The organism is Christiangramia sp. LLG6405-1 (genome assembly GCF_045055805.1).
Taxonomy (GTDB): Bacteria; Bacteroidota; Bacteroidia; order Flavobacteriales; family Flavobacteriaceae; genus Christiangramia.
Genome location: NZ_CP159330.1, coordinates 1,771,787 through 1,795,705, shown reverse-complemented (window position 1 = coordinate 1,795,705; position 23,919 = coordinate 1,771,787). Strand labels below are relative to the sequence as shown.

Genomic DNA, 23,919 nt, shown 5'->3' with positions numbered 1-23,919 from the left:
AGATGCCGAAATACCATAATTACAGCAAAGCTTTACATCATAAAATTTTTTCTGTTATTTCCCAGGCTGCAGATGAGCTTGAAGTCGACGCCTATGTAATTGGTGGATTTGTACGTGACCATATCCTTGAGCGCGGCGAACCTAAAGATATTGATATAGTAGCTGTTGGCAGCGGAATCGAACTTGCTCAAAAAGTTTCAGATCTATTACCAAATAAACCCAAGGTTCAGGTTTTTCAAAATTTTGGTACGGCCATGCTTCGAGCCAATGATATGGAGATCGAATTCGTAGGTGCCAGGAAGGAGAGTTATCGCAAAGATAGTCGGAAACCCATCGTGGAAAACGGAACGCTTGAAGATGACCAGAATCGGCGTGATTTTACCATCAACGCACTGGCTTTAAAACTGAATGATAATGGGTTTGGAGACCTGCTCGATCCTTTTGATGGATATAAAGATCTTCAGGACAGGATCATTAGAACTCCTTTAGATCCGGATATCACCTATTCAGACGATCCACTTCGAATGTATCGCGCCATAAGATTCGCTTCGCAGCTTAATTTCATGATCGAAGCAGAATCACTTTCAGCAATTAAAAGAAATAATAAAAGGATTAAGATCATTTCAAAAGAGCGCATCATGGATGAGCTTAATAAGATCCTGTTGAGTGCAAAACCTTCCAAAGGTCTGTCTCTCTTATTTAAAGCTGGTCTTCTGGCTAAGATCTTACCTGAGCTTACCGCTTTACAGGGAATTGATGAAGTAGAAGGACAGACTCATAAAGACAATTTCTGGCATACTCTGGAAGTTGTAGATAATATTGCGAAGAATACCGATGATCTCTGGTTGCGCTGGGCCGCATTACTACATGATATTGGAAAAGCTCCAACCAAGAAATTTCATAAGAAAATTGGATGGACCTTTCACGGTCACGAATTTGTGGGTGCGAAAATGGTCTTCAAATTATTTAAGCGGTTGCGACTTCCCTTAAATGAGAAAATGAAGTTCGTGCAGAAAATGGTTTTGATGAGTTCAAGACCTATTGCGGTAGCAGACGATCATGTGACCGATTCTGCCGTACGCCGACTTATCTTTGATGCCGGAGATCATATCGAAGCCCTTATGACGCTTTGTGAGGCCGATATCACGACCAAAAATCCTAAACGCTTCAGAAAATATCATAATAACTTTCAACTGGTTCGGCAAAAGATCGAAGAAGTGGAAGAGCGCGATCATGTTAGAAATTTCCAGCCACCAGTAAGTGGTGAAGAAATTATGAGCACATTCGGAATCACTCCAAGTCGTGAAGTTGGACAAATTAAGGATGCCATTAAAGAGGCGATTCTTGAAGGTGAAATTCCGAATGAGCATGACGCTGCCAGGGATTTTATGCTGAATATGGGTAACAAACTCGGATTGAGCGTTGCAGAAAAAAGTTAGGCTTTAAATAAATATTGCTATGTATAGAAATTGGGTCAAAATCTCGTTAATCCTGGTTTATCTTGTAATAGTTGCCGGCGCCGTGGTTAGAATGACCGGCTCAGGCATGGGCTGCCCAGACTGGCCAAAATGCTTTGGATACTACATTCCTCCTTCTGAAGTTTCAGAAATAAAATTCCAGCCCAACAGGGCTTATGAAGAAGGACAGGTGATCATTGTAGATGAAACCTTAAAAGTTGCTGCTTCAGATTTTACTTCAGCAGAAAACTATAATTCAAATAACTGGGAAAGTTATGAAAAGCATGACTACGCGATTTTCAACCCAACTCATACATGGGTAGAATATATCAATCGGCTTGTAGGAGCGCTTGCAGGAATTGCTGTCCTGATCATGGCAATACTCTCCTTTAAAAAATTCAGAAAAAGTAAAAGAATTACAATCCTATCTTGGTTGAGCGTGCTAATGATGGGATTCCAGGCATGGCTTGGAGCTACCGTGGTATATTCAGTGCTTGCTCCGGCCAAGATCACTATTCATATGGTAATGGCCCTGGTGATCGTGGCGGTCTTGCTATACCTATTGTATATAAGCCGGGAGCACACTTCAGAAAAATTTAAAACCAGTACGTTTCAAAATCTTGTAGTTGTCGCTGTGATGCTAACGCTCCTACAGGTGGTGATGGGTACACAGGTTCGACAATTTGTAGATGAGCAGGTTCGAAATTTCGGCTATAATACTGAAGAATTATGGCTGGCCGACCCGAATCTTACTTTTTATATTCACAGATCTTTCTCTATCATAGTACTGCTATTGAATGTATTCTTATGGTGGAAAAATCGCCAGAATAATTTATTCCAGTCCAGGGTGAATTGGGTAATCGCCTTTATTCTACTGGAAGTTGCAACTGGAGTCGCTATGTATAATTTCGACTTCCCCTTTCTATCGCAACCACTTCACCTGGTGATAGCCTCCCTCCTGTTTGGTGTTCAATTCTACCTGTTAATGGAGACTATTTATGCGCCTGAAAAGATTAAAAAAACGTAACTTTGCCCTCCAATTTTTTGAGATATGATATATAGATTTCGTGTAATTTTAGATGCCAAGGAAGATGTTTTCAGAGATATCGAAATGTTGCATGACAGCACATTGGAAGATCTCCACAACACTATCGTTCAATCTTTTGGATTCGACGGAACCGAAATGGCATCTTTTTTCATAAGTGATGAAGAATGGAATCAGGGTGAAGAAATTCACCAGTTCGATATGAGTGGAAATGATACTTCTATCAAATTGATGAATGAGACAAAGCTGGATAGTATTCTTTCTGAAAAAGAAACGAAGCTTATCTACGTGTACGATTTTCTGAAGATGTGGACGTTCTTCGTGGAGCTTGCTCAAATTGCAGAAGCTGAAGAAGGAACAGATTATCCAAACCTGATGTATGTTCATGGACAGATTCCTGATGATGCTCCGGAAAAGGAATTTACAGGTGAAAATGAAGATGGCTCACCAGATGATGATGGTTTTGATGATAGCTACGGAACCGATGGTTACGATGATTTTGAGTTCGATGAGAACTGGAATTAAGTAGTATTACTTCAGAAAGAAAACTAAATTTTAAAATAACTTCAGAAATATATGATCAATCTTTTTAATGCGCAGATAGAATCGCTATCTATCCACAGGGTTGGAAATAAGAATCGCGGTGAAAACATCTTTCTTTCCGCTTCTACCTTTAAACTTGATGATGAGATCAAACCTCTTATCAAGGAATATTTCCTGAAGCCTTTCCGCGAAAAAGAGGAATCATATTATCGTTTTCATCATGAAACCGATATCGAGTTCAACGAGCTGTACAATCTTTCTATTAAGATCTTTGACGATCCATACAACACCCATGAATATTCCAAGAAGATAGCGACCTTGCTTTATGAGCAGTCTACTCATCCCCATATAAAGAGCGGTGAGGTTTATGTAGTTTATTTTGAAGGAATGCAACTTGACAATATTAAAGTGCCAGCAATTGGCATTTTTAAATCTGAATTAAAACATGATTTCCTGCAGTTTGAACAAAGCCAGAGCAATTTGGAAATGGTCGTGCAGCAGGGTGTGAATTTGCAGAAACTGGATAAAGGCGCGATTATCTTCAACAGCAACCAGGCAGAAGGTTTTAAAATTCTTTCTGTTGATTCCAACCGCTATGACACGAAATACTGGCTGGAAAACTTTCTTGGTGTGGATGTACTTGCAGATGAGAATTATTTCACCAAGAATTACCTCAACTTTGCCAAGAATTTTGCAAAGGACGTGGTATTGCCTGCGGAAGATAAAAAACAGGAAGTGATGTTCATGAACCGAAGTATGGATTACTTCGCTAAGAACGACGACTTCGAGGAGTCCAATTACATTAATTCTGTAATCGATAATCCAGATCTTATCCCCGAATTTCAGAATTATAAAACTGAAAAAGCTCCAAAATATAAAGTTGAAGATCTCACCAGTTTCCCCATCGCCAACAAAGCGGTGACAGATGCACGTAAGAAGATTAAGAACGTGATCACCTTAGATACGAACATCCAGATCAAGATGGATTTTGTTAGCGCAGAGTCGGCTGAAAAATTTGTGGAAAAAGGATGGGATGAAGACAAACAGATGTATTACTACCTCGTTTACTTCAACAAAGAGGAAAAGAAATAATATAAAGACTTAAAAAAAGCGGTGAAAAATTCACCGCTTTTTTTTAATCCAGCATACGCTGAGTATTTACATTTTCATAATTTCTTCTCACGAAATCCAGAGCAGTTCGCAGGATCTGTCCCATAGTACTTGCCCTTTTAAACTTCATATCCTTAGAGAAGGCATATAGTTGATTTCTAAGCATTTTCACATTATCCTTTGTAGACACATGGTCATTGATCATACAACGAATGAGCTCTTTATACCTGCTTTGGGTATTGATCATTCTCTTAGCCAACAAGGAACGCTCTTCTTTTCTGTATTGTTCTATAGATGAGTTTTCAAGTTTATCTGAAACCAGTTGCACCATCTGGAAGTTCTCTTTAAAAAACTGAGGACGATATACTTTCAAGTTACCCTCGAAACATTGCTGATCAAAATCGATTGCCCGAATCTGATACTCCACATGATCGAAATCATGAGTTGGGATCACCACGTAATTATAAGATCTCATATCTCCTAATAATCGTACAGTACAGCGTTCATTGAACTTTACGAACTGCTTGGCGATCTGGGTTTGTGCCCGAAGATCACATTTTGGTAAATGGTCTTCAATAAACACATCGCCGGGAATTCCTGCAATATGCTCTTCGATCAAAGTGTCTTTATATACCAGAAAATTGATCCTATGTGGAGAAAGTAAATGCTCAAATTCAAGTCCGTATAGCCTGGAGGCATCAGCTTTTTTTACATAGAAATAGGTAAAACTATCATTCAGAATATTCCGGACTTTTATTCTGAAGGGTTTTGAATTTCCGAAGGTGCAATAATCGATCGCATCCACATTTAGATAATTGAGAGAATCATCACTACCATCGGAGTGTAGGATAGTATATACCTTTTTAAGACTGTTATCGATCTCTACTCGCTCAAATTCAGGATAATAACAACGCACCCAGAACGTATCCTCATCATGCTGGTCGTACACTACCACAGAACCTGAAAACCTGAGTAGATCATCATAAAAAACTGGAATCTTGGTATTACGGTTATATTTCTGAAGATAACGGTTAAAGCGTTCGTTCACGGGGAACGCCGGCTTCTTTTGTGACATCAGTTTTTCTTCCATAAAATCCCTCGTTTTGCTCAAAAATAAGCTTAATATGCTAAAACTTGTAACAAAAGTCTAACTTCGTCAACACATATCAAACAATTCATCAATCTTGGAAACAATACTAACACTAAACAATCTCACCAAAAAATTTGGCGGAATGACCGCCGTGGACAACCTGAGTTTCAGCATTGAAAAAGGGAACGTTTACGGTATACTTGGGCCTAACGGGAGCGGTAAATCCACTACGCTTGGAATGGTTCTTAATGTCGTGAACAAAACATCAGGCGATTTTCGCTGGTTCGATGGCAACACCTCTACACATAATGCTTTAAAAAAGGTGGGTGCCATTATCGAGCATCCTAACTTTTACCCCTATATGACTGCGGCACAAAATCTTGCCCTGGTTTGTAAGATTAAAGGTACGAATAAAGCAAAGGTTCAGGAAAAACTGGAGATCGTTGGCTTACTGGATAGAAAGGACAGTAAGTTCAAAACCTTTTCGCTTGGTATGAAACAACGTCTGGCTATCGCTTCTGCCCTGCTTAACGATCCTGAAATCTTAATTTTGGATGAACCTACAAACGGACTCGATCCTCAGGGAATTCACCAGATTAGGGAGATCATAAGAAAGATCGCTTCTGGTGGAACCACCATTTTGCTGGCATCACATTTATTGGATGAAGTAGAAAAGGTCTGTTCTCATGTAGTTATTATTCGGAAAGGCGTAAAACTATATAGTGGTCCCGTTGACGAAATCGTTAGCAGTCACGGATTCTTTGAACTGAAAGCCGGCAACATGATAAAACTTCAGGAATTGCTGGAAAAGCATCCTAAAATTGGCAAGATCACCGACAAAGAAGGAACTCTTACCGCTTTCCTCGATGAACCAATGGAAGCAGAAGAGATCAACCGGTATTTATTTGACCAGGGATTGTCTTTATCATTTTTGATAAAGCGTAAAGAAAGCCTGGAAGAGCAATTCCTTCAATTAACCAACCAAACCGCCGAAGCATAATGTTACGTTTACTCGAAATAGAATACAATAAATTACGATATAGCAGATCTGCCAGGATCCTGATTATCACTTATTTTATACTCATCACATTTATTGCGCTTATCGCCTCTATTGAATTTAATATTGGCCAGATACAGTTTAGAGTTGCAGACCAGGGGATTTTTAATTTTCCTTACATATGGCATTTTAACAGTTATATCGCTGCACTGCTGAAGATCTTTCTTGCGATCGTCATCGTTTCGATGATGTCGAATGAATACAGCAATCGTACGATCAAACAGAATTTAATTGATGGATTGAGTAAAAAGGAATTTATTCTTTCCAAGTTTCTCACAGTACTGGTGTTTTCTGGAATATCTACGATCTTCCTTTTTATAGTAACCATTATCCTTGGCTACTCCTTTTCAGATTTTACTGAATTTTCAATTGTAATTTCGGATCTGGAATATCTACTGGCGTATTTTGTTAAACTTACCGGATTCTTTGCGTTCTGTATGTTTCTTGGGATACTGATCAAAAGATCTGCATTCGCGCTGGGATTCCTAGTAGTCTGGGCTATTTTTGAAAGTATTCTTTATGGCGTTTTAAATTTCAAGATTTTTAAAGGGACCGATATTGCAACCAATATTATGCAGTTTTTCCCTCTGGAGTCAATGAGCAATCTTGTGGTAGAGCCATTTTCCAGGTTGAATGCGGTACAAGCAGCAGCCAATCAGATTGGTGGAGAATTGGATAAAGATTATGGCATACACTGGTACCAGTTACTCATCGTGATCGCCTGGGTTTTCATATTTGTATACCTTTCATTATTTCTACTTAAGAAGCGTGATTTATAGACTTATTTTATAGCTTTACGTTAGTATGAAGTTGAAAGTGATCCTTGCCATATTCCTGCTGCCGACACTTATGTACGGCCAGCAGGAAGCAGCAAATTGGTATTTTGGTGTAGGCGCTGGATTATCCTTTACTTCAGGCGAGGCTGTTCCGCTTACTAATGGAGTTTTAAACACTATCGAAGGTTCTGCAAGTATCTCAGACAGAAACGGAAACCTACTTTTTTATACTGATGGTTCTACAGTTTACAATCGCAATCATCAGGTAATGCTGAATGGAAGTAATCTAAAAGGAAATGTTTCCAGTACACAATCGGCGATCATTGTTCCGAAGCCTGCAAATCCCGGATTCTATTATATTTTTACCGTGGACAAACCAGATTACTTTCGGGTAACTAACGATCCTATTGAGGGTGTTCATTTTTCTGAAGTAGACATGAGTCTTGACAATGGAAATGGAGGTCTTATAACAGGTACTAAGAATACTCATCTGGTTACCTACGATCCTTCAGATCCAGTGGAAAAAGAATTCAAAAGTTCTGAGAAGATTTCCGCAGTCATCGCGGGAGATTGTGTTTCGTACTGGGTGGTTACTCAGTTTACCAATAAATTCTACTCTTTTAGAGTAAGTTCCGCAGGAGTAAATACGAGCGCAGTAATTTCCACTATCAATAATAATTTTCCTCCCAGGATCAACGAACAGGATCTAAATGTGACTGCTCCCGGCTATATGAAAATCTCTCCAGATGGAAATTACCTGGCTGCGGCTTATAGTGGAACCAGTATTGGGAGTCCGCGTTCCGGAGGTGCTAAGAAAACTGGAAAGGTATTTCTCTACGATTTCAATGATCTTAGTGGTAGAGTTTCCAACGAAAAATTGCTTCTGGCCAATGCCTATCCATACGGCGTGGAATTTTCTCCGGAATCCACTAAACTCTACGCAACTTCCAATAATTATAATACAGAAGATGTGTTACAAAATGGTGAATTATATCAATTTGATCTCCAAGCTACAGATATTGCTTCTTCGGCTACTTTGATAAATTCCTCCAGGAATGTTGCTGGAGCCTTACAGTTAGCACCTAATGGTAAGATATATCGAGCTGGTTACTCTACTGATGGTGGCTTCGTTAGATGGAACCTGATGTCTGTGATCAATGAACCGGAAGAAGACGCTGCAAACGTAAATTACCGACACAACAGTTTAGATATTTCTCCTAAAGTTGTTAGGCTCGGTCTGCCCCCATTTGTACAGTCGCTTTTCAATAATAATTTTGAATATAAGAATATCTGCCTGGGACAGACTACAGAATTCATCGCGGGAGATGCCTCGAAATATGACGCATTTATGTGGGAGTTTGGAGATGGTGCCACCTCAACTGCCACATCACCTATGCATGTTTACAGTGCAGCAGGAACTTACACGGTGAGTCTAACAGGAATCATCAATGGAATTCCTCAAGACCCGGTTTGCGAAGAAGTGACTATTTTTGAAATTCCCAATGTACCTTCAGATTTTATTCTGAAACAATGTGATGTTCAGGATTCAGATCCAACCGATGGAATTGCAACTTTTAATCTTCAGCTTGCGAAGGAAGAGTTATCACAGGGTCAATCGGGTATTCAGCTTTTTTTCTACGGAAGTGAGGCAGATGCCATTGCCGATGTGAACAACGAACTTACTCTGGATAACATCTACCGGAACAACGCTCCTAATGAAGAGGTTTTTGTGAAAATTAGTGGCTTCGGAAGTGATTGTTACGATATAGAAAGCTTCAGACTTCAAACTACTGAAAGTGTAGATCTATCACTGGAAACAGCTACAGGTTGTGATCTGGGTGATGGTACAGCTGAATATAATCTGGGTACTATTGCTGAAAATGCTAGAAACGATCTTGGATTAAATTCTGATGTTCAGTTAAGCTTTCATACTACTGAAGATGATGCGATTCTTGGCACTAATGCATTGCCTAATAATTATGTTACGAGCCCAAAAACCTTATATATTCGGGCAGATGCAGATAATATTTGCTATGGATTTGGAAGTATAGATTTGGAAATGACCGGTTTCCCGGCAGTTCAATCTCTGATGAGCCTTAATGGATGTGCAGCAGATTTCCCGGTAATTCTTGGTAATGATCTGGATCTTGCTAATCCGGATGAATTCGATTATACATGGAGTACCGGCGAAACTGGCAGAACCATCGAGGTTAACGATTCTGGTAACTATTCTTTAAGCCTTACATTAAAGGAGTCTGGCTGCGGAAGATCTATAGATTTTAATGTCGAAAAATTTGAAGCTCCTGAAATCTCTGAAATAGAGATTTCCAATAACGGCAGCGAAAATGACCTCTTAATTTTCACCAATTCAACCGATGATAATACGCTCTACGCCCTTGACAACATCAACGGACCTTATCAATCCAATCCTGAATTTCGAGGAGTTCCTGGAGGGCAACATACTATTTATATAAAGAACAGTATGGGATGTGCGACTGGCGAAATGCAGGTTTCTTTATATGGTCATCCGCCGTTTTTCACTCCAAACAATGATGGTTCGAATGATCTTTGGAGACCCTACGATATTTCTGAACCCGGGTTCAAATTTCAGAAAATCATAATTTTTCATCGGTATGGGAAGATTGTAGCCATGCTTTCCAGAGAAATTAAGGGTTGGGATGGCAACTTTAACGGCAGACCTATGCCGGCAGATGATTACTGGTTTGAAGTAACTCTCGAAAATGGCAAGATTTTTAAAGGACATTTCTCCCTTATAAGAGAATAACATGAAATTATTAAGAATTTTAGTTCTTTTTCTTACGTTCCCGGCACTTTCCTGGGCTCAAAATCCTGCAAGTGATTGTAGTGGAGCGATTAAAATTTGCGGTGATGGCAGGATATCCAGCAATGCAGATGGCATAGGCACTCAGGAACTCAATGGCACCAATAATTGTGCGAGCGAGGAGACTAACTCTCTCTGGCTGGAGATCGAAATTACCAAATCGGGATCATTAGGGTTTAATTTAAAACCTACCAGCAACGATATTAATGTAGATTACGATTTCTTTATTTTTGGTCCAAATGCCAGCTGTAATAACCTTGGAAATGCAATTCGCTGCTCTACCACGAATCCTAATGCCGCAGGTTTAGGATCCAATTTCACCGGTTTAAACGCCAGATCAACAGAAACGAGTGAAGGACCTGGGCCAGATGGTGATAGCTTTGTTGCAAATCTCGATGTACAGCCCGGCGAAACCTATTTTATTGTAATAGACAGACCTGTGGGAAACAGTCCGTTTGAACTGGAATGGACAGGAACTGCTACTACCGGCGGCTTTCCTTTTCCAGATGGCCCACAATACAATGAAGGCATGGACCTGGAAACCTGCAACGCAAATGGGAGCGCGATTTTCGATCTTGGCAAGAATACTCCTGTTATTAATATTCAGAATAGCACTACTCTAACTTACCATGAGACCATTGCCGATGCTACTGATGGTATTAATGCTTTGAGGGATAGTTACACCAGTAATGTCCCAAGTAGATCAATTTTTGCCAGGATTGAAAACGATCTCACCGGTTGTTCCAAGATCACAGATTTCACCCTTACCATTAATGATGGACCTCTGGTTGCTCAAAATTTAGAATTTGAGCAATGCGATCTGGACAAGGATAATATCGCTGACTATGAATTGAGCGATCTCAATAATCAAATTCTGAATGGGATCAATGGAGCTCACGATATCGCCTTTTTCACTTCGGAAAATGCCGCCCGGGCAAATTCGAACGCTATTTCAAGTTTGTATACCTCAGCTGGAGCAGAAAGCCTGTTCGCAAGAACTTCAGAAGCAGGGAATCCAGATTGCTTTAATATCACAAGAATCGAACTTATTCTGAATGAACCTCCCAATGTGGAAAGTTTTTCACTCGTTCAGCCTGTTATTAATTCAAATAGTAATACTGTAGAAATAAGCTTCCCAAATGCAGCATCATATGAATATTCTATAGGAAACGAAAATGGTCCTTTTCAAACGAGTACTACTTTTGAGAATGTAAACTCCGGTTTTCAGGATCTATATATCCGTGATCTGAAGCAGTGTGCCATTATCAAAACACAAATTGCTATCATTGGGTATGATAACTTTTTCTCTCCCAATCAGGATGGAATCAATGATTTCTGGCAGTTAAATGGTATTAGCAGCGAAACGGCTGCTTCCAATGAGATTCAGATCTTTGACCGCTACGGAAAATTAATATCAAAACTAACTGCGGCAGAGAAAGGTTGGGACGGCACATTTGATGGTCAGCCAATGCCGGCAGATGACTACTGGTTTCGAGTCTTACTACAAACTGGTCAGGAATTTAAGGGTCATTTCTCACTTGTTAGGTAAATGCCAAAAACTTGAATAAAGCTCTGTAATTGTTTAATTTCGTCGGGCTAGGAAAAAGGAAGACTGCCACATGAAATTCGATATAAAATCTGATTATAAACCTACGGGAGATCAGCCCAATGCCATCAAACAACTCGTTAGCGGGATCAATAAAGACGAACAGTTCCAGACGTTGCTGGGAGTAACCGGTTCTGGTAAAACTTTTACGGTCGCTAATGTTATTGAGGATGTTCAAAAGCCAACGTTGGTGCTGGCACATAATAAAACTCTTGCCGCCCAGTTATATTCAGAATTCAAGCAGTTCTTCCCGGAGAATGCTGTGGAGTATTTCGTAAGTTATTATGATTATTACCAGCCGGAAGCGTTTATACCAACTTCCGGAACCTATATAGAAAAAGATCTTTCGATCAACGAGGAGATTGAAAAGTTACGTTTAAGCACCACTTCTTCTCTACTAAGCGGAAGACGTGATGTGATCGTGGTTGCTTCAGTTTCTTGTCTTTACGGAATTGGTAATCCTGTGGAATTCAAAAAGAACGTGGTTTCCATTGAACGTGATATGGAAATTAGCAGAACAAAATTTTTGCATAGTCTCGTACAGTCGCTGTATTCCAGAACAGAAGCTGAATTCTCCCATGGAAATTTCAGAATAAAAGGTGATACGGTAGACGTGTTTCCAAGTTATGCCGACAATGCTTTCAGAATTCATTTTTTTGGAGATGAAATTGAGGAAATCGAAGCCTTTGATCCCGGAACTAATGATGTTATCGAGAAATATCAGAGATTGAATATTTATCCCGCGAATATGTTCGTGACTTCACCTGATGTTTTAAAAGGTGCGATCCATCAAATTCAGGATGACCTGGTAAAACAGGTAGATTACTTCTCTGATATTGGTAAGACTCTCGAGGCAAAAAGACTGGATGAAAGAACGAATTTCGATCTTGAAATGATACGGGAATTGGGATACTGCTCGGGTATTGAGAATTACTCTCGTTACCTGGATGGCCGTCTTCCCGGGACCAGACCTTTCTGTTTGCTGGATTATTTCCCAGATGATTATTTGATGATCGTAGACGAAAGTCATGTGACCATTCCTCAGGTTCATGCCATGTATGGTGGTGACCGCTCTAGAAAAGAGACCTTGGTAGATTACGGATTCCGACTCCCGGCTGCGATGGACAACCGACCATTGAAATTTGAGGAGTTTGAAGCCTTACAAAACCAGGTCATCTATGTAAGCGCAACTCCAGCCGATTATGAACTTCAGAAAAGTGAAGGAGTGTACGTGGAACAGGTTATTAGACCTACAGGTCTGCTGGATCCAATTGTGGAAGTGCGCCCAAGTCTGAACCAGATCGATGATCTAATTGAAGAGATTCATGTTCGGGTAGAAAGAGATGAAAGAACGCTGGTTACTACGCTTACCAAAAGAATGGCGGAAGAGCTCGCGAAATACCTTACGCGTATCGATGTGCGCTGTCGTTATATACATTCTGATGTTGACACCCTGGAGCGCGTAGAGATCATGCAGGATCTTCGACGCGGAATCTTTGATGTTCTAATAGGTGTGAATCTGCTGCGTGAAGGTCTGGATTTACCAGAAGTTTCTCTGGTTGCGATCATTGATGCTGATAAAGAAGGTTTTCTAAGAAGCAACCGTTCTCTGACTCAAACCATTGGTAGAGCTGCACGACACGTGGATGGACGAGCTATTCTGTATGCAGATAAGATCACCGATAGTATGCAGAAGACGATTGACCAGACTGAGTATCGTCGCCAGAAACAGATGGTTTATAATACGAAACACAACATTACACCTACCAAGCTTAATAAGAAATTTGACAGCGCCCTGGTAAAACAAAAACTGGATATTTATGGTGACGAGGAGCGCACCGACCTAAAAGCTGCGGAAGCTGAGGCCGAATATCTTACCAAGCCACAGATGGAAAAGAAAGTTCGTGAGAAGCGAAAAGCTATGGAAACAGCCGCTAAAGAACTCGATTTTATGCAGGCTGCGAAGCTAAGAGATGAAATCAAAATACTCCAGGGAAAAATTAACGATAGCGAATAAATTAAATAGTTGCAATGTCAATTATTCGTCTATATTTGGATCACCCAATTCGTCCCTAGATCGACTTCTATGGCAAACTAAAATGTTTGTTCATGAAAAAAATTATATGCCTGTTTTTAATGGGTATGATGATGTCTCAGCTAGAGGCACAAGTTGGAATTGGCACTTCGGAACCTAAGGCACAGTTGGATATTGTAGCCACTAGCACTGCAGATCCAGCAAGCATTGACGGTATTCTCATACCAAGAATAATGAAATTTCCAGTTGTTTCACCTTCGGAAGATCAACATGGCATGCTGGTATTTTTAATTAAAAGCGTTAGCGGTTTTCCAGAAGGATTCTATTTCTGGAATGCTATGGAAAAGAAATGGAAAGCGATCGCTGCAGAAACTAATACAGCAAACTTCTATAAAACCGGAACGACTGTCTCCCCGAATAATATTACAGAACCCATTTTTCGCGAAGCCAGCATGGGTATTGGTACAGATCAGATTTCCTCAAGATTGCAAATTGCCATCGCTTCGGGCAAAGATACCGGGCTTAAAAAAGGTCTTGAGGTAGATAACGCGAACTCCGCTACAGATAACCTTACCACTTACGGAATTCTTAGTGACAATCGAAGCGCAACCAACGGTAATAAATACGGAATCAAAAATAATGTTGGTGGGGTTGGTCTTGGGATTCATTATGGGATATTCAACGAAACCTATCAGAATACCGGCACGAATGATATCTACGGAATATACAATCGTGTAGGTAGAACTTTTGGTGCGAGAAGTAATAACTACGGAATCTATTCTGAAATTGGATCCATACAGGGAGTTGGAAATATATTCGGGATTTACTGTATTGCTACCGGAGATGCAAACAGCAATGTTTATGCCGGCTACTTTAACGGACGAATAGGAATAGGAACCAGCCCGGAAACTGAATACGTCCTTCCAATAAATCGTGGTACTGAAGGTCAGGTAATGTCTCTCAACGCAAACGGACAGGTAAGCTGGACCAATGCTAGCTTTGAAAATTACAGTTCTACAACCAGTGCGGTGGCCGACTATGCAATAACTGATGATGTAGGAACCCTGAGAATTAATAACCAGGTTACCGGATTAATCATTCCTGCGTCTGCTTCGAATAAAGGACGAATATTACGCCTTATCAACTGGCCTGGAAATTCTGAAAAGTTTTTCCAGTTTATAGGAGGAGATGATCTTTTCGATCCTAGAACAAATTCCAAAGTTCTTAGCATCAAGTCTGGACAAATCTTTACAATTCAGAGTGCCGGGAACAGGTGGATACTTTTAAGTCAATAAAAAAAGCGCTCCGTAGAGCGCTCTTCAACCTTAACTAATCAAACTACCTTTGGTTACGAAATATCAATCAACCTTTTGGCCTGTACTTTTGCTTCTTCTTTTTTTGGAAGGGCTATTTCCAGAACACCATTCTTATAGGTTGCGGATATTTTACTGCTATCTACAGAATCTGGAAGGCTGAAAGCTCTTCTAAAATTACTGTAGCTAAATTCTCTTCTGGTAAATCTCCCCTGCTCTTCAGTTTTCTCAACCTCTTTTTTAGCTTCCGAAGAAATAGTTAGAACATCATTATCAAGTTCAATATTAAAATCTTCTTTTACTTTTCCTGGAGCAGCAACTTCAACAGAGAAATTGTCTTCTGTCTCTCTGATATTTACTGCCGGAATACTGGTTCCAATACTGTTCACATTCGTAGTTCCACCAAGCCAGTCATTTTTGAACATATCATCAATAACTGATGGCAACCAACCTGTTTCATTTCGCTTAATAAGACTCATAGTTTATGTATTTAAATTATTAATCATTTTTGATTTCATAAAAGGAATAGCAATTCCGATACCATCAGAAAAAACATGTCTTTTTGTCGTTTTTATTTCTGTAAAACATGTCATATTGTCTCTTTTATCTAATTTCTACTAAAAATCTTACTACTAAATCATGATTGCTTAATTTTATGCTCAATCTCAATTGTATGAAGCAACTTTATAACCGCACTCTTTCCTTCTTCAACGTACTGGAAAGCAAGATTGCGTTCTACCCTACATTACTTGCCTTCGCTGGATTCAACTTTGCTTTTTTCATGTTGTACCTCGAAAATCGTGGTATCTCGAAATTTCTATTGGAACATCTACCTCCACTAGTTATTGAAAATGGCGATACTGCCATGACCATCCTGAGTTCTCTAATTTCCGGACTTATTTCGATGATGGTCTTCAGTTTTTCAATGGTCATGTTACTACTCAGTAACGCCTCCAGTAATTTCACACCCAGGCTACTACCGGGATTGATTAGTGATAAACGGCATCAGATAATCCTGGGAATCTTCTTATTTACTATTCTTTACTGCATATTCGTACTATTTGCAATACAGCCTACTGGAGATGAGTATCAATTACCCGGGGTTGCCGTGCTACTAGGAATTCTTCAAACTGTAATCTGCTTTTATTCTTTCATTTATTTTATTCATAATATTTCGCAAAGTATTCAGATTAGCAATATCCTTCAGAACATTTACGAGGTGGCAAAAGACAGGCTACAGGAACTTGTAGACAAACAAAAATTTAAGGAAATTGAGTTTCCGGAGACAGAGAACTGGACCAATTATCATAGCGAACAAAGCGGGTATCTTCAGAATATTTCATTCACTAACCTCGTGGATATATGCGCGGAACATGATGTAAAAATCCATATTTTACCTGTGAAAGGAATATTTGTTCTTAGTGGTATCCCCCTATTTAGAGTTAGCAAGGAGGTTGACGAGAAGATCGTAAAAATGATATTATCCAACTTCAATTTTTCGAGAGAAGAACTGGTGGCCGATAATTATACGCTCGCTTTCAAACAAATGACAGAGATCATTGTAAAAGCGATGTCTCCAGGAATTAATGATCCCGGTACTGCAATTAACGGGATCGATTATCTTACGGAACTCCTAGCACTTAGAATGCAGAAAAGAGATACCAGCTATATTTTTAGAGATGAAGAAGCTTATATGAAACTAAATACGATCGACTTTGAAGATCTTTTGTATAATATCATGGCCTCGATTCGTACATATTGCAAACATGATATAACTTTGGTGCAGAAATTACTTCTTATGTTCTATTATCTTGAAAAGCAGGTAAAACATAATAATGAATATTCTGAATGCCTGCGAAAGGAAGCAGAGAATCTTCTTGTAGACGCCAGAAGTTCTATTGATAATGAAGTAGATATTAACACCATCACTAATCTGGTTAAACGTTTTAATTTACAAACAACATAAGCATGGCGCTAACAAACAATGATATTTTTAAGAAACTAAGAGTTGCTCATAAACTTACTAATGACGATATCGTTAAGATTTGCGAACTCGTGGATTTCAAGGTAAGTAAAAGTGAACTTGGAGCGATCTTCAGAAGAGAAGATCATGATAAATACGTAGAATGTGGAGATCAATTCCTTCGGAACTTTCTAGATGGCCTGATCATTCACTTACGCGGACCAATGCCGAAGAAGAAGTAGCTTTAGACTTTAGACTAAAAAAAAGAGGAGTTGAAAATAGTTTCAACTCCTCTTTTTATTTCTGAAAAACACTAATTCTTAGCGAACCAGTTTTTTGTATTTAATACGTTTAGGCATAAGATCACCGCCCAGGCGCTTTTTCTTATTCTCTTCATAATCTGAGAAACTACCTTCAAAGAAATAAACCTGTGAATCTCCTTCGAATGCCAGAATATGCGTACATATTCTATCCAGGAACCAACGGTCGTGAGAGATCACTACAGCACATCCAGCGAAGTTATCCAGACCTTCTTCCAAAGCACGAAGCGTGTTTACATCAAGGTCGTTAGTAGGCTCATCCAAAAGCAGAACGTTTCCTTCTTCTTTTAGAGTCATGGCCAGGTGCAACCTGTTTCTTTCTCCACCAGAAAGCATGTTCACTTTCTTATTCTGTTCGCTACCACTAAAGTTAAACCTGCTCAAATAAGCTCTTGAATTAACCTGGCGACCGCCCATCATGATCAACTCCTGTTCATCACTAAAGTTCTGCCAGATAGTTTTTTCAGGATCTATATTGGAATGGCTTTGATCCACATAAGCGATCTGGGCAGTTTCACCTACCTGAAAAGATCCTTTATCTGGAGCTTCCTCTCCCATAATCATCTTAAAGATCGTGGTCTTACCTGCACCGTTCGGCCCGATAATCCCAACAATTCCTGCTTGTGGCAACTGGAAGTTCAGGTCTTCATAAAGAAGTTTATCTCCAAAAGCCTTACTTACACCTTCAGCCTCAATCACATTGGTTCCCAATCGAGGTCCGTTTGGAATGTAGATCTCCAGTTTTTCATCCATTTGCTTTTGATCCTGACTAAGAAGTTTATCGTAATTCTTTAATCTTGCCTTCTGCTTAGACTGTCTCCCTTTCGGACTCATTCTTGACCATTCAAGCTCTCGTTCTAAAGTTTTCTGTCTTTTACTAGCTTGTTTTTGCTCCTGAGCAAGACGTTTAGATTTTTGATCTAACCATGAAGAGTAGTTTCCTTTCCATGGGATACCTTCGCCCCTGTCCAGTTCCAGGATCCATCCAGCCACATTATCAAGGAAATATCTATCGTGAGTTACCGCGATCACCGTTCCTTTATATTGTTGTAAGTGATGCTCCAGCCAGTGTACAGATTCTGCATCAAGGTGGTTGGTAGGCTCATCAAGTAAAAGAACATCTGGTTCCTGAAGTAGTAATCTACATAAAGCAACTCTTCTTCTTTCTCCTCCTGAAAGTACTCCGATCTTTTTATCTGGCTCTGGAGTTCTTAAAGCGTCCATTGCGATTTCCAGTTTGGTATCAAGTTCCCAGGCATTGCTAGCATCGATCTTATCCTGAAGTTCCGCCTGCTTATCCATAAGTTTCTGCATCTTATCTGCATCCTCATAAACTTCCGGCAACCCGAACATATCATTGATCTTGTTGTACTCATCAAGGATCGCTACAGTTTCCGCGGCTCCTTCTTTTACCACTTCCAGAACCGTTTTCTCATCATCAAGTTCTGGTTCCTGTTCCAGCATTCCAACTGTATAATTAGGAGAGAACACCACATCACCCTGGAAGTTTGTATCCTTCCCGGCAATAATATTCATCAGGGTAGATTTACCCGAACCGTTAAGACCAAGAATCCCAATCTTAGCGCCATAAAAGAAACTTAAATAGATATTTTTCAATACCGGTGTGTTTGCCTTCGGAAAGGTTTTGGTCACACCAGACATCGAAAAGATTACTTTTTTATCGTCTGACATATTTTTGTGTAATTAATTTTCAATTGATTGCGAGTGCAAATATCCTGAAATTTTCAGAGAAATCAATTATCATGGATTTCCAATAATCTGCATAACAGAAGTAATTGTCCAGTATGGTAAGCATTATGTTCAATTACCAGCATTACCTGCCTTATAATTGTATGTTCAGTTGAATTCAGGACCACATCGTCCAGCGCATTTTCTTCGGAAGTAAAAAAGGTTTTTAAGCTCTCCTTATCCTGAAAGAACTGAGCTTTCAGATCTGCCCATTCCTCTTCATCATCCGGCTTTTGCTTTTCAGGCCAGTAATCCTTAGGCCAGTTAGCTGCTGAATAATCCTTACTATTAGAATAATCCAGAATATCTTTTTGTGCAAATACAATATGATAGAACAATTCGTAAATCGAGTAAGGCAGATTGTGAGGTCGTATTCCTAATTTATCATAGGGGATTTCTGTGATCAAGTTCTGAATAGGCATAAACGCTTTTCCGCCATCCAGATGTATCGAGATTTGTTTCTTTATAACATCTACATTCATATTATATACGGCCTTTTAATGCATTGAACACCCATGAAATAAAGAAAAATCCGATCCCGGTTACCGAAAATCCGATGGCATATTCCTTATATTTTAATACTCCTAATAATACTAATGCTGCACCAACTAAAAAGGTGAGAAAAGAGGCCCATGCGAAGATGGTGTTTTTGTTCATTGCCATAGATGCGATTTTAGTGTCCTTGTAATTATAATTAGCGCAATTAATCTGAAGAATTGCTGTCTTTTTGTATTTTAGCAAAAGTCATTTCTGAGTGAGAATTCTTAAAAATTATTCAGAAAATAGATTAATTTCGAATTAATCACATTAAAATAATCAAATTCCTGTAATAAATTCAAAATAATGGATATCAACTTCAACAAGAATGAAGATCATAACAAGTTACTGGTTTCCACATTAAGACAGAAACTTGCCAAGGTAAAATTAGGTGGTGGAGAGAAAAGAATAGAAAAGCATCATGCGAAAGGGAAAATGACTGCGAGAGAGCGCATCAATTTCCTACTTGATGATGCTGAAAAAGCTATAGAGATCGGTGCTTTTGCCGGTGAAGGAATGTACGAAGAACACGGTGGCTGCCCAAGTGGTGGTGTCGTGGTGAAGATTGGTCATGTTTCAGGAAAGCAATGTATCGTGGTGGCAAATGATGCTACTGTAAAAGCCGGTGCATGGTTCCCTATAACCGGAAAAAAGAATCTTAGAGCACAGGAGATCGCTATTGAAAACCGACTTCCAATTATCTACCTGGTGGATAGTGCAGGAGTTTTTCTACCAATGCAGGATGAAATATTCCCAGATAAAGAACACTTCGGAAGGATCTTCAGAAACAATGCGGTAATGAGCAGTATGGGAATTACCCAGATCGCTGCTGTCATGGGTAGCTGTGTAGCTGGTGGAGCTTATCTTCCAATTATGAGTGACGAGGCGATTATCGTAGAAAAAACAGGAAGTATCTTTCTTGCCGGAAGTTATCTTGTAAAAGCTGCCATTGGAGAAAGTATCGATAATGAAACTCTTGGCGGAGCTACAACTCATTCAGAAATTAGCGGAGTAACAGATTACAAAGCGAAAGATGACAAAGATGCTCTTACCAAGATTCAGAATATCATGGATAAGATCGGAGATTTTGACAGAGCCGGGTTTAGCCACAAAAAATCTGTGAAACCTAAAGAAGATCCAGATGAGATCTACGGAATTCTTCCGAAGAAAAGAAGTGATCAATACGATATGCGTAAGATCATAGAAAGATTAATTGATAATTCTGAATTTGAAGAATATAAAGAAGGCTACGGCCAGACGATCATTACCGGTTATGCGCGTATTGACGGATGGGCTGTTGGTATCGTGGCGAATCAGCGTAAGATCGTAAAGACGAAAAAAGGCGAAATGCAATTTGGCGGAGTGATCTATTCAGATTCGGCAGACAAGGCGACACGATTTATTGCCAATTGTAACCAAAAGAAAATACCATTGGTGTTTTTACAGGATGTGACTGGTTTTATGGTTGGAAGTAAAAGTGAACATGGCGGGATCATTAAAGATGGTGCTAAAATGGTAAGTGCTGTAAGTAATTCGGTAGTACCTAAATTCACTATCATTCTGGGGAATTCATACGGAGCTGGAAATTACGCGATGTGTGGAAAAGCTTATGACCCAAGATTGATCGCGGCCTGGCCAAGTGCAGAACTTGCAGTAATGGGAGGAACTCAAGCTGCAAAAGTACTGGCACAAATCGAAACCGCTTCCATGGCAAAGAAAGGTGAAAAGGTAGATGAAGCTAAGGAAAAGGAAGTATTTGAGAAGCTGAAAGCGAAGTATGACGAACAAACCTCAGCATATTACGCAGCAGCGAGACTTTGGACAGATGCAGTGATAGAACCTAAAGATACCAGGAAATGGATCTCTATGGGAATTGAAGCTGCAGACCACGCCCCAATTGAAAAGGATTTCAATATGGGTGTTATCCAAACCTGATTTCTATGAAGAAACTGATACTACTTTTGGTCATAATGATGGCCTGCCAGGGATACGCTCAAGACACGATTGGTCTGAGACGTTCCAGGAAATATATTCCTAAAACGGCTTATCTCGCACAGTTTAAATCTATTCCTGATACTGTGGATGTTCGTTATATAAACGGCGATTCCATGGTCCAGGTGCCTATGGACTATGATCCTTTTCGCGATAAGAAAAAGGTCCGCTACGAACCTAAAGATTCGGCTTTTCTTGATACCTGCAAAGCGGTGGTATATGATACGGAAAACAAGGTTGATTCTTCAAGGTTTATGCGCTACTGGCAAGATGAGCTTCGTATTTACTTTGATAAAAGTGTTCCTGAAGATGATGCAAGATACCTTATGAATTTTGCTGAAAAACTATCCAGCGAGGTTGATTCTCTTAAAATTAGTCGGAATTTTATTCGGGAGAAGAGCAATTATATTGTCTATTATTTGAACGAAGATCACAAGACAGAACATGAACCTCGAATTGGCAATAAAAGTGGTTACTATGTAAGCTGGAATGGCAAAAGTCAGATCTATAAAGCTTCATTAAAAGTGAATACCGCGGTGGTTACCAATAATCTTCTGAAAGAAAATCTACTGAAATACCATTTTTTCAAGTCCCTGGGATATTTTGGTACAAGTAAGGATCTTAATTGTGAAAGTATATTATCTGCTTGTAACTCCTATAGAAGATTATCTGAAGAAGATCTGGAACTGTTGAAGTATCATTACTCGTATGGTGTTTGTAAAGGTCAGTCTTTGAAAAGTTTTACCGAATTAACCAATAGCATGCAGGAGAAACTGAAAGAGGATCCTAATGCTCAATTATTTGTTATCCATGCAGAATAAATTATTATTTGTCGGCTTGCTGATCTCATTGCTCTTATCAATGAACCTGGAGGCTCAGGTAGTTGGTTCAAATCTTACTACTTATACGGAAGCTGATACTTTAAGGGGTTCGTTACGACCTGAAAGATCCAATTACGATGTTACAAAATACCACCTGGATCTTAAAGTGAACCCAGACTCACGATCAATTGCCGGTAGTAATACTATACGATTTAAAGTTCTTGGCTCCCTACCAGTGATGCAACTGGATCTATTCGAGAATATGGAGATCGATTCTATTGTACATCAAGACAATAATCTGGAGTACATCCGTAAGTACAATGCGGTATTTGTAAATTTTGAAGAAGCTTTAAAAGAGGGGACTTCAGACTCTATTAAATTCTATTACCACGGAAATCCTATTGTAGCTAAAAACGCACCCTGGGATGGAGGTTTTGTCTGGGATACCGATGAAGACGGAAACCCCTGGGTTGGAGTTGCAGTGCAAGGAACCGGCGCAAGTCTCTGGTATCCTAACAAAGACCATCAAAGCGATGAACCGGACGCTGCTCAAATAGATATTGCGGTACCAAACGGACTAATGAATGTCTCCAACGGAAGGTTTTTAGGGAAAGAAGAGTTGAAAGATGGATACACGAAGTGGAAATGGGCAGTAAAGAGTCCCATTAACAACTACAATATCATGATCAATATTGGGAACTATACTCATTTCTCAGATAAATTTAAAGATCTTGATCTGGATTATTACGTCCTACCTTACAACCTCGATAAGGCAAAAAAACAGTTCGAAGAGGTTCAGGATATGATGGCTTGTTTCTATGAAAAAATGGGTCCTTATCCTTTTGAGGAAGATGGATTTAAACTCGTTGAAACTCCTTATTTAGGAATGGAACACCAGTCGGCTGTGGCTTATGGGAACGAGTATATGAAAGGTTACCTTGGAAATGATCTTTCCGGAACTGGAATCGGACTACTTTGGGATTACATAATCATCCACGAATCTGGTCACGAGTGGTATGGGAATAGCATCACCGCTAAGGATATTGCAGATATGTGGATACAGGAAGGCTTTACCAGTTATACTGAATCTATTTATGTAGAATGCCGTTGGGGTAAGGAAAAAGCTCTGGAATACCTTAAAGGAACAAGACGAGGCATCAGTAATAGCAACACAATCATTGGAGATTATGGCGTAAATTCTGAAGGTTCCGGAGACATGTATTTTAAAGGAGCTAATCTTCTGAATATGATCAGAAGTATTTATGATGATGACGAACTATGGTGGAATACACTGAGAGACTATACCAGCACTTACAGACACAAAACCATTACTACGGAAGATACTGAGACTTTTTTCGATAAAGCTACCAATGTGGATTTAAAACCGGTTTTCGATCAATATTTGCGACGTTCAGCGTTACCGGTACTACAGCTAAGACAGGGAGATGATCACTTCCAGTATCGATGGAAAGCAGATGTTAGTAATTACAGCATGCCTGTAGATGTTTTTATAGATGAAGAGGAGATAAGACTCGATGCAACTTCAGAATGGCAACGTATGGAAACCGGTGAAGAACTGGATGAAGTCACACTGAATGAGTTAGAATTCTATGTTCGGGTAGAGAAAATTAAATAAAAAAAAGCAGCTGTAAAGCTGCTTTTT

20 protein-coding genes are annotated in these 23,919 nt (G+C 39.6%); 15 read left to right on the top strand and 5 right to left on the bottom strand.

The window, feature by feature from the left end; translation table 11 throughout:
• Nucleotides 1–2 precede the first annotated feature (2 nt).
• The 4 genes from ABVM50_RS08350 to ABVM50_RS08335 are packed head-to-tail and all read left to right on the top strand — an operon-like array spanning nucleotide 3 to nucleotide 4,137.
• The gene (locus tag ABVM50_RS08350) at nucleotides 3–1,439 is read left to right on the top strand and encodes a CCA tRNA nucleotidyltransferase (protein WP_405198149.1); all 1,437 of its coding nucleotides are present in this window, start codon (nucleotides 3–5) and stop codon (nucleotides 1,437–1,439) included.
• 19 nt (nucleotides 1,440–1,458) lie between these two features.
• A complete protein-coding gene (locus ABVM50_RS08345; RefSeq protein WP_405198148.1) occupies nucleotides 1,459–2,484 on the top strand; it encodes a COX15/CtaA family protein in 1,026 nt (341 codons plus the stop codon).
• Between the two features lie 24 nt (nucleotides 2,485–2,508).
• Nucleotides 2,509–3,027: an IS1096 element passenger TnpR family protein gene (locus ABVM50_RS08340; RefSeq protein WP_405198147.1), complete on the top strand. Its 519-nt coding sequence runs from the start codon at nucleotides 2,509–2,511 to the stop codon at nucleotides 3,025–3,027.
• A 51-nt stretch (nucleotides 3,028–3,078) separates the two neighbouring features.
• Nucleotides 3,079–4,137, top strand: a complete 1,059-nt coding sequence (locus ABVM50_RS08335; protein ID WP_405198146.1) for a nucleoid-associated protein — start codon at nucleotides 3,079–3,081, stop codon at nucleotides 4,135–4,137.
• 43 nt (nucleotides 4,138–4,180) lie between these two features.
• On the opposite strand, the gene ABVM50_RS08330 is transcribed toward ABVM50_RS08335, so the two are convergent.
• A complete protein-coding gene (locus tag ABVM50_RS08330; RefSeq protein WP_295179662.1) occupies nucleotides 4,181–5,245 on the bottom strand; it encodes a hypothetical protein in 1,065 nt (354 codons plus the stop codon).
• A gap of 94 nt (nucleotides 5,246–5,339) precedes the next feature.
• On the opposite strand from ABVM50_RS08330, the gene ABVM50_RS08325 reads away from it, so the two are divergent.
• From ABVM50_RS08325 to ABVM50_RS08300, 6 genes are all read left to right on the top strand, one after another.
• Nucleotides 5,340–6,245 (top strand): ABC transporter ATP-binding protein, encoded by a 906-nt coding sequence (locus ABVM50_RS08325; RefSeq protein WP_295179664.1) that lies wholly within the window; start codon nucleotides 5,340–5,342, stop codon nucleotides 6,243–6,245.
• Nucleotides 6,245–7,081, top strand: a complete 837-nt coding sequence (locus ABVM50_RS08320) for an ABC transporter permease (protein ID WP_405198145.1) — start codon at nucleotides 6,245–6,247, stop codon at nucleotides 7,079–7,081. The genes ABVM50_RS08325 and ABVM50_RS08320 overlap by 1 nt, the downstream gene beginning before the upstream one ends.
• A 25-nt stretch (nucleotides 7,082–7,106) precedes the next feature.
• Complete coding sequence (locus ABVM50_RS08315) at nucleotides 7,107–9,863, top strand: T9SS type B sorting domain-containing protein (protein WP_405198144.1); 2,757 nt, start codon at nucleotides 7,107–7,109, stop codon at nucleotides 9,861–9,863.
• 1 nt (nucleotide 9,864) lies between these two features.
• Nucleotides 9,865–11,469 (top strand): T9SS type B sorting domain-containing protein, encoded by a 1,605-nt coding sequence (locus tag ABVM50_RS08310; protein WP_405198143.1) that lies wholly within the window; start codon nucleotides 9,865–9,867, stop codon nucleotides 11,467–11,469.
• Between the two features lie 70 nt (nucleotides 11,470–11,539).
• Nucleotides 11,540–13,543, top strand: a complete 2,004-nt coding sequence (uvrB, locus tag ABVM50_RS08305) for an excinuclease ABC subunit UvrB (protein ID WP_405198142.1) — start codon at nucleotides 11,540–11,542, stop codon at nucleotides 13,541–13,543.
• Between the two features lie 92 nt (nucleotides 13,544–13,635).
• Nucleotides 13,636–14,856, top strand: a complete 1,221-nt coding sequence (locus tag ABVM50_RS08300) for a hypothetical protein (RefSeq protein WP_405198141.1) — start codon at nucleotides 13,636–13,638, stop codon at nucleotides 14,854–14,856.
• A 53-nt stretch (nucleotides 14,857–14,909) separates the two neighbouring features.
• Here ABVM50_RS08300 and ABVM50_RS08295 read toward each other — a convergent pair whose 3' ends face one another.
• Nucleotides 14,910–15,353, bottom strand: a complete 444-nt coding sequence (locus tag ABVM50_RS08295) for an Hsp20/alpha crystallin family protein (RefSeq protein ID WP_141877158.1) — start codon at nucleotides 15,351–15,353, stop codon at nucleotides 14,910–14,912.
• A 194-nt stretch (nucleotides 15,354–15,547) separates the two neighbouring features.
• Between ABVM50_RS08295 and ABVM50_RS08290 the strand changes: the two genes are divergently transcribed.
• A complete protein-coding gene (locus ABVM50_RS08290) occupies nucleotides 15,548–16,840 on the top strand; it encodes a DUF2254 domain-containing protein (RefSeq protein WP_405198140.1) in 1,293 nt (430 codons plus the stop codon).
• 2 nt (nucleotides 16,841–16,842) lie between these two features.
• The gene (locus ABVM50_RS08285) at nucleotides 16,843–17,079 is read left to right on the top strand and encodes a DUF1456 family protein (RefSeq protein WP_295181959.1); all 237 of its coding nucleotides are present in this window, start codon (nucleotides 16,843–16,845) and stop codon (nucleotides 17,077–17,079) included.
• Between the two features lie 78 nt (nucleotides 17,080–17,157).
• On the opposite strand, the gene ettA is transcribed toward ABVM50_RS08285, so the two are convergent.
• From ettA to ABVM50_RS08270, 3 genes are all read right to left on the bottom strand, one after another.
• On the bottom strand, nucleotides 17,158–18,849 hold the full coding sequence (ettA, locus tag ABVM50_RS08280) for an energy-dependent translational throttle protein EttA (protein WP_405198139.1): 1,692 nt from the start codon (nucleotides 18,847–18,849) through the stop codon (nucleotides 17,158–17,160).
• Between the two features lie 62 nt (nucleotides 18,850–18,911).
• A complete protein-coding gene (locus ABVM50_RS08275; protein ID WP_405198138.1) occupies nucleotides 18,912–19,388 on the bottom strand; it encodes a DinB family protein in 477 nt (158 codons plus the stop codon).
• Between the two features lies 1 nt (nucleotide 19,389).
• A complete protein-coding gene (locus tag ABVM50_RS08270) occupies nucleotides 19,390–19,569 on the bottom strand; it encodes a CAL67264 family membrane protein (RefSeq protein WP_141877153.1) in 180 nt (59 codons plus the stop codon).
• 180 nt (nucleotides 19,570–19,749) lie between these two features.
• On the opposite strand from ABVM50_RS08270, the gene ABVM50_RS08265 reads away from it, so the two are divergent.
• From ABVM50_RS08265 to ABVM50_RS08255, 3 genes are read left to right on the top strand one after another with little or no spacing between them, the layout of a single operon-like run.
• The gene (locus tag ABVM50_RS08265; RefSeq protein ID WP_405198137.1) at nucleotides 19,750–21,378 is read left to right on the top strand and encodes an acyl-CoA carboxylase subunit beta; all 1,629 of its coding nucleotides are present in this window, start codon (nucleotides 19,750–19,752) and stop codon (nucleotides 21,376–21,378) included.
• A 5-nt stretch (nucleotides 21,379–21,383) separates the two neighbouring features.
• Nucleotides 21,384–22,256, top strand: coding sequence for a hypothetical protein (locus tag ABVM50_RS08260; protein ID WP_405198136.1), 873 nt, complete (start codon nucleotides 21,384–21,386; stop codon nucleotides 22,254–22,256).
• Nucleotides 22,225–23,892, top strand: a complete 1,668-nt coding sequence (locus ABVM50_RS08255) for a M1 family metallopeptidase (protein ID WP_405198135.1) — start codon at nucleotides 22,225–22,227, stop codon at nucleotides 23,890–23,892. Before ABVM50_RS08260 ends, ABVM50_RS08255 begins: the two co-directional genes overlap by 32 nt.
• Nucleotides 23,893–23,919: the final 27 nt, after the last annotated feature.

Excerpts from the sequence above, each read along its gene's own strand:
- ABVM50_RS08265 (WP_405198137.1), top strand. The coding sequence starts at position 19,750 with ATGGATATCAACTTCAACAAGAATGAAGATCATAACAAGTTACTGGTT.
- ABVM50_RS08260 (WP_405198136.1), top strand. The coding sequence starts at position 21,384 with ATGAAGAAACTGATACTACTTTTGGTCATAATGATGGCCTGCCAGGGA.
- ABVM50_RS08255 (WP_405198135.1), top strand. The coding sequence starts at position 22,225 with ATGCTCAATTATTTGTTATCCATGCAGAATAAATTATTATTTGTCGGC.
- ABVM50_RS08290 (WP_405198140.1), top strand. The coding sequence starts at position 15,548 with ATGAAGCAACTTTATAACCGCACTCTTTCCTTCTTCAACGTACTGGAA.
- ABVM50_RS08310 (WP_405198143.1), top strand. The coding sequence starts at position 9,865 with ATGAAATTATTAAGAATTTTAGTTCTTTTTCTTACGTTCCCGGCACTT.
- ABVM50_RS08340 (WP_405198147.1), top strand. The coding sequence starts at position 2,509 with ATGATATATAGATTTCGTGTAATTTTAGATGCCAAGGAAGATGTTTTC.
- ABVM50_RS08285 (WP_295181959.1), top strand. The coding sequence starts at position 16,843 with ATGGCGCTAACAAACAATGATATTTTTAAGAAACTAAGAGTTGCTCAT.
- ABVM50_RS08300 (WP_405198141.1), top strand. The coding sequence starts at position 13,636 with ATGAAAAAAATTATATGCCTGTTTTTAATGGGTATGATGATGTCTCAG.
- uvrB (WP_405198142.1), top strand. The coding sequence starts at position 11,540 with ATGAAATTCGATATAAAATCTGATTATAAACCTACGGGAGATCAGCCC.
- ABVM50_RS08320 (WP_405198145.1), top strand. The coding sequence starts at position 6,245 with ATGTTACGTTTACTCGAAATAGAATACAATAAATTACGATATAGCAGA.
- ABVM50_RS08270 (WP_141877153.1), bottom strand. The coding sequence starts at position 19,569 with ATGGCAATGAACAAAAACACCATCTTCGCATGGGCCTCTTTTCTCACC.
- ABVM50_RS08335 (WP_405198146.1), top strand. The coding sequence starts at position 3,079 with ATGATCAATCTTTTTAATGCGCAGATAGAATCGCTATCTATCCACAGG.
- ettA (WP_405198139.1), bottom strand. The coding sequence starts at position 18,849 with ATGTCAGACGATAAAAAAGTAATCTTTTCGATGTCTGGTGTGACCAAA.
- ABVM50_RS08350 (WP_405198149.1), top strand. The coding sequence starts at position 3 with ATGCCGAAATACCATAATTACAGCAAAGCTTTACATCATAAAATTTTT.
- ABVM50_RS08345 (WP_405198148.1), top strand. The coding sequence starts at position 1,459 with ATGTATAGAAATTGGGTCAAAATCTCGTTAATCCTGGTTTATCTTGTA.
- ABVM50_RS08275 (WP_405198138.1), bottom strand. The coding sequence starts at position 19,388 with ATGAATGTAGATGTTATAAAGAAACAAATCTCGATACATCTGGATGGC.
- ABVM50_RS08295 (WP_141877158.1), bottom strand. The coding sequence starts at position 15,353 with ATGAGTCTTATTAAGCGAAATGAAACAGGTTGGTTGCCATCAGTTATT.
- ABVM50_RS08330 (WP_295179662.1), bottom strand. The coding sequence starts at position 5,245 with ATGGAAGAAAAACTGATGTCACAAAAGAAGCCGGCGTTCCCCGTGAAC.
- ABVM50_RS08315 (WP_405198144.1), top strand. The coding sequence starts at position 7,107 with ATGAAGTTGAAAGTGATCCTTGCCATATTCCTGCTGCCGACACTTATG.